The sequence below is a fragment of the Streptomyces sp. TRM64462 genome (genome assembly GCF_013362995.1).
GTDB lineage: Bacteria > Actinomycetota > Actinomycetes > Streptomycetales > Streptomycetaceae > Streptomyces.
In genome coordinates this window covers 1-8,321 of record NZ_JABWDV010000030.1, presented here as the reverse complement: position 1 = coordinate 8,321, position 8,321 = coordinate 1, and the positions used below count along the sequence as shown (strand labels likewise).

Genomic DNA, 8,321 nt, shown 5'->3' with positions numbered 1-8,321 from the left:
CGCGCCCGCCCTGCGTGGCCAGGGCGGCGGCCAGGCCCGCGCCACCGGGGCGCCGGTGGTCACCGGTCACGTCCACGACCGGTGCCGGCGCGTCGGGCGCGAGCCGGGTCGACACGCCCTCGATGTCCTCGTCCAGCAGCGCGTCCCCGACCACCACCAGCGGCCTGCGGGCGGCGCTCACGGCATCCTCCGGTGCACGGCGACGCGGTCCGCGCCCGCCACCCCGCCGGCCCCCGGCGCACTCCGCAGTGGCCCCTCCTCCAGCGCCGTGTCGAAGCACTCGCACAGCACGTGCACGGCCACCAGATGGGCCTCCTGCACCGTCGCCGTCGCCCGCGCGTCGACGCACAGCGACTCGTGCGCCGCGTCGACGAGCGGATTGGGCGACGGACCGGTCAGCGCCCACACCCTGATGCCGGCGGCACGCGCCGTCGCGGCGGCGGCGATCAGGTTGGCGCTGCGGCCCGATGTCGACAGCAGCATCAGCACGTCACCCGGCCGGCCGTGCGCGGCGACCTGCCGGGCGTACACCTGGTCGAAGCCGTAATCGTTGCCGACGGCGGTGAGGCTGGACGTCTCGGCGTGCAGGGAGATCGCCGAGTACGCGGGCCGTTCGCGCCGGTAGCGGCCCACCAGCTCGGCCGTCAGATGCTGGGCCTGCGCGGCGCTGCCGCCGTTGCCGGCCGCCAGCAGCCGCCCCCCGGCGGGCAGCACCACGGCCAGCCGGGCACCCCACCGGGCGAGCCGGTCCAGATGGTCGCGGCGCAGCCCGCCGAGCGCGTCCTCCAGCGCCTGGCAGTGCCGCCGGGCCGCGTCACGCGCGGCGAGAGGGAAGTCGTCCATGGCGTCCGGGCCACCCGCGTCCGGGGACGGCGGCCGGCCCACACCTCCTTCAGTCATCCGCGGGACTCGCATCGGAACGGCGTCGGTCGATGGCCGACGGGCCCGTCATGCCGCGTCCCTGACCGCGGGGCGGGCGGCACGGACCTCGGCGTACACGCTCTCGGTGGCCGCCGCGACACGGGCCCAGTCGTAGCGGCTCAGGATCCGGCGGCGGCCCGCCGCCCCGCAGACGGCGCGCAGCTGCGGATCCGCCAGGAACTCCGCGACCGCCCGGGCCAGCGCGTCCGGGTCACGGGGCGGCACCAGACGCCCGCACCGCGGGTCGTCGACCGTGTCGAGCTGACCGCCCACCGCGCTGGCCACCACGGGCCGCGCGCACGCCATGGCCTCCAGCGGCACGATGCCGAACGGCTCGTAGTCCGCCGGGCACACCACCACGTCCGCGCTGCGCAGCAGCGGCGCCACCGCGTCCCGGGACACCGCCCCCGTGAACCGGACCCGGTCCGCGACACCGGCGAGCCTGGCCACGTCGCGCAGCCGCCGCACCTCGGGGTCCGCGTCGAGCTGCTCGGGGGGCGGCCCGCCGACGATCACCAGCTCCGCGTCGGGCAGCCGGGTCAGCGCCGTGATGGACACGGCCGCGCCCTTCCGCGGCACCAGCCGGCCCAGCTGGAGCAGCCGGTAGCGGGCCTGGCCCCGCTCCGCGACCGGCCCCGCCGGACTGAACTGCTCCGGGTCGACCCCGCAGGGCACGACGCTCACCCGGTCCGGCGCTATGTGCATGCGCCACAGCTCCCGCACCTCGTCCTGGCACGTCGCGACGACCCGGTCGCAGCCGAGGCCGATCTGCCGCTCGCAGGAGATGCGCTCCGGCGGGCTGGTGTCGGCGGCCTTCTGGTGCCGCCGCTTCACCGTGCCGAGCGCGTGGTACGTGACCAGCAGCGGCACCCGCAGCACCCGCGTGGCCGCCAGGGACGCGACACCGGACATCCAGAAGTGCGCGTGCACCACGTCCGGCGGACGCTCCCGCAGCTCGTCCACCATGTACCGGCCGAACTCCGCCATGTACGGCAGCAGTTCGTCCTTCGGTACGGGCTCCGGAGGGCCCACCGGCACATGGTGGACCACGACACCCGGCCGCATCTCCACCTCGGCGGGCAGGAGCGTCCCGTCCCGGCGGGTGAACACGGTCACCTCGTGGCCGCGGTCGGCGAGCCCCTCGGCGAGGCGTGCCACATGGACGTTCTGGCCGCCCGCGTCGACCCCGCCGAGCGCCGCGAGGGGGCTCGCGTGCTCCGAGACCAGGGCGACGGACAGGGGGGCCACCGGGCCGTGGGGGGTCATGAGCGTACCTCCGTCATCACACGCTCCCAGTCGTCCAGGAAGCGTTTGAGGCCGTACCGTTCGAGCGCCGCCTGCCGGGCCCGCGCGCCGTCCTCGGCGGCCGCCTCCGGCTCCGCCAGGTAGCGGCGTGCGGCCGCCGCCAGCACCTCGGGCCGTGTCGACAGGGTCCCGGCACCGGCCGGGACCGCCTCCACGGCCTCGGTCGTGGCCAGCGCCACCACCGGCATGCCCAGGTGCATGGCCTCCAGCAGGGACAGACCGAGCGACGTCCACCGCACCGGGTGCAGATACAGCCGCCGTTCGGCCATCGCCGCGTGCAGGTCCCGCTGCGGCAGGTCCGCGCCCCGGCACCGCTCGTCGGGCAGCCCCAGGTGGGCGGCGAGGCCCTCGGTGCGCATCCCGAACACGTCCAGGGGCGCCGCGTCCGCCAGCGCGGGCAGCAGGTCCGTACCGGTGTGACGGCCCCGCCGCACCGGCTCGTTGACGACCACGGCGGCCCGCGGCAGCCGGCCCGTGTACAGGTGGCCCGGGTCCACCACACCGTGCTCGACCACGACGGCGCGGGCCCGGCCGCTGTCCCAGAACAGCCGGTTGAAGTGCGTGACGTGAACGAGGGTCAGCCCGGCGCGGTCGGCGCACGGGTGCCGGGTGTCCGGCACGGCGCCGTCGGGCGCGTTGTGCTCCAGGTACACCGCCGGCACGTCACGGCCGGGGCGGCGGCCGCCGAGCCAGCGCTCGGCCAGCGCGAACTCCTCCGGCCGCTGGAGCAGCACCAGGTCGACCGGCTCGTCACGCAGCTGACCCGGCGTCACCTCCCGTACGGTGTCGGGCCAGGTGAAGGTCCTGGCGCGGCCCCGCCCGTCCGGGCCCCGGTCCGGCAGGACCGGTACGAGGTAGGTGTGCGGGCCCTGCACGAACGCCGTCGTCCACGAGCCGTGCACATGCCACAGCAGGATGTTCACGGGGCCGCCCTCCTCACCGACTGCGAGTCCTGCGAGTCGGCGGCGAAGAAGCCGCCGCGCCGCACCGCGTACGGGCCGATCGCCAGCAGGTCCACGGGTGTGGACCCGAAGCACTCCAGCGCGTCGCGCGGGTCGTCCACCATCGGGCGGCCCGCCGTGTTGAGGCTCGTGTTGACCACCACGGGCAGCCCCGTGAGCCGCTCGAACTCGGTGAGCATGCGCGCGACCAGCGGCTCCGCCGTCCGGTCCACGGTCTGGACGCGGGCCGTGCCGTCGACGTGGACGACGGCCGGGATGCGGTCACGCCACTCGGGCGCCACCTCGTGCACGAACAGCATGTACGGGCTGGGGAGCTGCCCCGAGAAGATCCCGGCCGCCCGGTCGGCCAGCACCATCGGCGCCACCGGACGGAACTGCTCGCGGCCCTTCACGTCGTTGAGCCGCTCCAGGTTCCCCGCGTGCCCCGGGTGGGCCAGCAGGGACCGGTGGCCGAGCGCGCGCGGCCCGTACTCCGAACGGCCCTGGAACCAGGCCACGACCGCGTTGTCCGCCAGCGCCTCCGCCACGGTCGCCGCGATGTCGGGCGGCCGCTCGAACGGCACCGCCGCCGTCTTCAGCCACGCGCCCAGCTCCGCGTCGGACCACTCCCGGCCGAGGTCGGCGCCGCCCATGGGCTCCACCTCGTCCCCGCCGCCCGCCGCGAGCAGCAGCGCCCCGCCCAGCGCCGTACCGGCGTCCCCCGCGGCGGGCTGCACCCACACGCGGGAGAAAGGGCCCTCGCGCGCGATGCGGGCGTTCGCCACGCAGTTGAGGGCGACACCGCCGGCCAGGGTCAGGACCGCGTCGTGCGTCTGCCCGTGCAGCCACCGCACCAGGTCCAGCAGCGTCTCCTCCAGCACCGCCTGGGCGCTGCACGCGACGTCCGCGTGGTCCTGCGTCCACGCCTCGTCGGCGCCCCGCGGCGGGCACAGCTCGTGCCACGGCACGCCGGCCGCGTGGAAGCCGCCGTCACCCGTCGGGTACACGTGACGGCGCAGCTCCGCCAGCATCCGCGGCCGCCCGTAGGAGGCGAGCGCCATCACCTTGAACTCGTCCGACGAGCGCAGGAATCCGAGGTGCTCGGTCAGCTCCTCGTACACCAGGCCGAGCGAGTGCGGCAGGTCCTGCGCGGCCAGCGCCTCCAGGCGGTGGTGGACGCGGCGGGCGGCGAGGTGCGAGGCGCGCTCACCGCGCCCGTCGAGCACCAGCACGGACGACAGGTCGGCCCCGACGTCGCGGTCCGCCGCGAAGGCGCCGGACGCGGCGTGCGCCATGTGGTGCGGCACGAACCGGACCGCCGCCGGGTCCAGGCCGGGCAGGGCGGTCCTGAGAAATCCGGGCGCTTCACGCGCGTAGGTCAGCCGGAGATGGTCCCAAGGATCGTCCAGGCCCATCTCGGCCGCGGGCCGCGCCAGGCCGGGGTCGAAGGAGTACGCGACGGCGTCGAGGTCCTGCGGGCGCAGCCCGGCCCGCTTCAGGCACCAGGACGCGGCCTGCTCCGGCAGCTCCCAGGCGGAGAACGGGACCGGCCGCTTGCCGTGCTTGCGCCGCGAGAAGCGTTCCTCCTCCGCGGCGGCCACGACCCGTCCGTCGATGACCAGCGCGGCGGCCGGGTCGTGGAAGAGGGCGTTGATACCGAGAATGCGCATGGGATCCAGCCTTTCGGCGCTCGGGAGGCGCCGGGGGAGACGGCGGGGACGGCGGGGACGGCGGGCGGCGGGGACGGCGGCCGGGCGGGGTGTCCGTGGCGGACGCCTCCCGGTGCGGGAGGCGCGTCGTCCGGGACGGTGCGCCCGACGGAGCGTCAACCCCCGGGTGCCGCGGGGGCGGTGGTGCCGCGGAACCAGTCGATGGTCCGCCGCAGCCCGTCGTCGGCGGTCACCCGCGGCTCCCACTGGAGCTTGTCGCGGGCCAGCGTGATGTCCGGACAGCGCACCGCGGGATCGTCCACCGGCCGCTCGATGTACCGGATCTCGGAGGACGAACCGGCCAGCTCGATGACGAGCCGGGCCAGCTCCAGCATGCTGATCTCGGCCGGGTTGCCGATGTTCACCGGCCCGCGCATCCCGTGCCCGGCGGCCGCCAGGATGCCGCGCACGGTGTCGTCGACGTAGCACAGCGACCGCGTCTGCCGCCCGTCACCGGTGACGGTCAGGGGTTCGTCGGCCAGCGCCTGACGCACGAACGTGGGCACCGCGCGCCCGTCGTGGCCGCGCATCCGCGGGCCGTAGGTGTTGAACAGCCGCACGATCCCCACGTCCGTGCCGTTCGTGTCCGCCTGCGCCGTCGCCAGCGCCTCCGCGAACCGCTTCGCCTCGTCGTACACGCTGCGCGGGCCGACCGGGTTGACGTTGCCCCAGTAGCGCTCGCTCTGCGGGTGCTGCTGCGGGTCGCCGTACACCTCCGACGTGGACGCCAGCAGGAACCGCGCACCGGACCTGTGGGCCAGCTCCAGCGCGTGCCGGGTGCCGAGGCTGCCGGCCTCCAGCGTGTGCAGCGGCAGCCGCAGATAGTCGGCGGGCGACGCGGGCGACGCGAAGTGCAGGACCAGATCGGGCGGCCGGTCCACCTCGAACGGCTCGGCGACGTTCGCCTCCAGCAGCCGGAACCCGGGCCGGCCGAGCAGAGCCGACACGTTCGCGCGGCTGCCGGTGCTGAAGTCGTCCACGCAGGTCACCTCGGCACCGGCGGCCAGCAGCGCGGTGCACAGGTGGGAGCCGACGAAGCCGGCGCCGCCCGTGACGACGGCGTGCTGCCAGCGACGCGAAAGAGCGCTGTTCATCCGGTCACCTCGGTTCTTCGGTCGGATCGGGTTGGATCGGGTCGAGTCGGGTCGGTCGGTCGTCATGTCTCGCCGTTGACCAGGCTGGGCCGAACGGGGGGCCGGGGCGCGGTGGTGTGAGCCGGACGAGTGATGCACGGAGCGTGAGCGGAGCCGGGCGTCACGGTGCCACCGTCTCGCTGATGAGGAGGTGCGCCAGGGCGGCCACACCGCCCTCGGCGAGCGCCCTGCGCTGCTGGTCGGCGGGGGTGCCCTGCTGGAGCAGCCGGTGGACGAGCGACGTCACCTCGCGCGCGTCCCCGGTCTCCTCCAGGCCCGGTGCCACGGAGTCCAGCAGCAGGCACAGGACGTCACCGGCGCGGCGGCAGCGGCCCTCCGGGTCCATCAGCAGGTCGCTCAGCCCGTGCCGCGCGGCGTACCAGTTGGCGGCGAGCAACTGCTCCGGCGGGCAGGCGGGCGGTGGCGGCGCCCCGGTCTCTTCGGCGCGCAGCGCGGTCGCGACCATCGCGCGGACGATGCCCGCGAACATCACGGCCGTGTCCGCCCGCAACTGCACGTCCATGCAGCGCACTTCGAGCGTCGGATAGTGGTCGGAGAGCCGGGCCTGCCAGTAGATCTGGCCGGTGTCGGAGATCGCCCCGGAGTCCAGCAGGGTCCGTATCCGGCTGTCGTGGTCCTCGATCCCGGCGAACTCGGGCGGCGGTCCGCTGACCGGCCAGCGGCCGAAGATCACTGTCCGCCAGCTCGCGAAGCCCGTGTCGTGCCCGTCCCACAGGGGCGAGTTCGCCGACATCGCGACCAGGACCGGCAGCCAGGGCCTGATCCGGTTCATGACGGCGACAGCCGTGGCCGGGTCCGGCACGCCGACGTGCACGTGCATGCCGTTGACGAGCTGTTCCGCGACCAGCTGCGGGGCCTGGGAGCGCATCGCCAGATAGCGGGCCTTCTCGGTGACCGGCACGGGTGTGGAGTCCCGGTACGGGGCGGTGCCGGTGGCCACGATCCGGCAGCCGTTCTTCTCGGCGGCCGTCCCCAGCGCGTGCCGCAGCCGCAGGAGGTGCCCGCCGACCTCGTCGAGGTCGGAGCAGACGGGCGTGGCGACCTCGATCTGCGCCTGCAGGAGCTCCGACTGGACCTCCTTGGCGTCCACGAAGGGCCCGAGTCCGGCCGCCGCACGCACGTCGTCGGCGAGCGGCACGGGGAGGCAGGTGACCGGGTCGACCAGGAGATACTCTTCCTCGACCCCAACAGTGATCATGTGCCGCCGGGTACCCGGAAAAAGGCCGGCGAACCGGTACGGACCGACGCCGGCTCACCCTCACCCGATCGGCCTTGCCCGGCCGGCCAGGCTCTCAGCCCACGTAACGGCGTGCGGTCGAGGTGCGCTGCACCCGCGAGAGCGCCTTCAGGCGTGCCTCCACCTCCGGCGGTACGACCCTGCGCTCCCGCACCACCCAGGGCAGCCCGGCGAGAGCCTCGCCGAACGCGCGCAGCGACGCCCGGTCGCGCGGCACGGTCCGCGCCAGGTGCAGGGTCCGCCGGAGGGCGGCGCCCGCGGGCCGGCGCAGCCAGCAGAACCACAGCGTGTTGCGCACCCCGTGGATCCGGCGCAGCGTCGGGTCCCGCAGCACGGAGGGGGCGTGGTGCGCGGTCAGCCCGGCCGCGTAAGCGAACCACCAGCCGCGCACCGCCAGATCCGTGGCCAGCAGTTCCTCCTCACCGCCCAGCCACAGCCGCTCGCTGAACCCGCCCGCCGCGAGGAACGCGTCCGTCCGCAGGACGGTCGCCGCCGCGAGGAACGACCCGAGCGCGGGCCCCGGCAGCCAGTCGGGCCCCCGCACGGGCGAGTCCCGCAGCTCGGCGACGATCGGGTCCTCGCGCCCGCCCGGCTCCACCACGATCCGCGCCGTCACCCCGGCCAGCGGCCGGTCGCGGAACCGGTCCAGCAGATCGGCGGCCCGGCGCAGGGACCCCGGCTCCCACCACGAGTCGTCGTCGCAGAACGCCACATACGGCGTACGGATCCGCCGCACCGCGAGGTTGCGCCCCACCGCCCCCAGGTTCCGCCCGGGCGTGAGCAGCGTGACGTCCGGGTGCTCGCGCGCGACGGCTTCGGCGGTGCCGTCGGCGGACGCGTTGTCCACGACGACGACGGGCGGCCGCTCGGGCAGCTCGCCGAGCAGCCGCAGCGTACGCAGCAGCTCCTCACGCCGGTTGTGGGTGATGACCACCACGGTGGTACGTCCAACGCCCCCGCCCGGTCCGGCGCTGTGCGGCTCGGCGGGGCCGGGGGCGTAGTGGGCCCGGGTGTCCCGGTCGGAGGTGCGGGGATCCGGGGTCATGGCGTCGTG

At 75.3% G+C, this 8,321-nt stretch carries 7 protein-coding genes and 1 pseudogene; all 8 read right to left on the bottom strand.

From position 1 onward, the window contains the following. Positions 1-181: pseudogene (locus HTZ82_RS01445) on the bottom strand (D-beta-D-heptose 1-phosphate adenosyltransferase); the annotation flags it as partial. Then, a complete protein-coding gene (locus tag HTZ82_RS01440; protein ID WP_217623552.1) occupies positions 178-843 on the bottom strand; it encodes an SIS domain-containing protein in 666 nt (221 codons plus the stop codon). The pseudogene HTZ82_RS01445 and the gene HTZ82_RS01440, both read right to left, overlap by 4 nt. 105 nt (positions 844-948) lie before the next feature. Continuing rightward, the gene (locus HTZ82_RS01435; RefSeq protein WP_175407406.1) at positions 949-2,187 is read right to left on the bottom strand and encodes a glycosyltransferase; all 1,239 of its coding nucleotides are present in this window, start codon (positions 2,185-2,187) and stop codon (positions 949-951) included. Beyond that, entirely contained in the window at positions 2,184-3,149 is a 966-nt protein-coding gene (locus HTZ82_RS01430; RefSeq protein ID WP_175407405.1) for a glycosyltransferase, read from the bottom strand. Before HTZ82_RS01430 ends, HTZ82_RS01435 begins: the two co-directional genes overlap by 4 nt. Then, positions 3,146-4,837, bottom strand: coding sequence for a carbamoyltransferase C-terminal domain-containing protein (locus HTZ82_RS01425; RefSeq protein ID WP_175407404.1), 1,692 nt, complete (start codon positions 4,835-4,837; stop codon positions 3,146-3,148). The genes HTZ82_RS01430 and HTZ82_RS01425 overlap by 4 nt, the downstream gene beginning before the upstream one ends. Before the next feature lie 155 nt (positions 4,838-4,992). After that, complete coding sequence (locus HTZ82_RS01420) at positions 4,993-5,970, bottom strand: NAD-dependent epimerase/dehydratase family protein (protein WP_175407403.1); 978 nt, start codon at positions 5,968-5,970, stop codon at positions 4,993-4,995. 160 nt (positions 5,971-6,130) lie between these two features. Further along, positions 6,131-7,228, bottom strand: coding sequence for a glutamate--cysteine ligase (locus HTZ82_RS01415; RefSeq protein WP_175407402.1), 1,098 nt, complete (start codon positions 7,226-7,228; stop codon positions 6,131-6,133). 94 nt (positions 7,229-7,322) lie between these two features. Continuing rightward, a complete protein-coding gene (locus HTZ82_RS01410) occupies positions 7,323-8,312 on the bottom strand; it encodes a glycosyltransferase family 2 protein (RefSeq protein ID WP_175407401.1) in 990 nt (329 codons plus the stop codon). Positions 8,313-8,321: the final 9 nt, after the last annotated feature.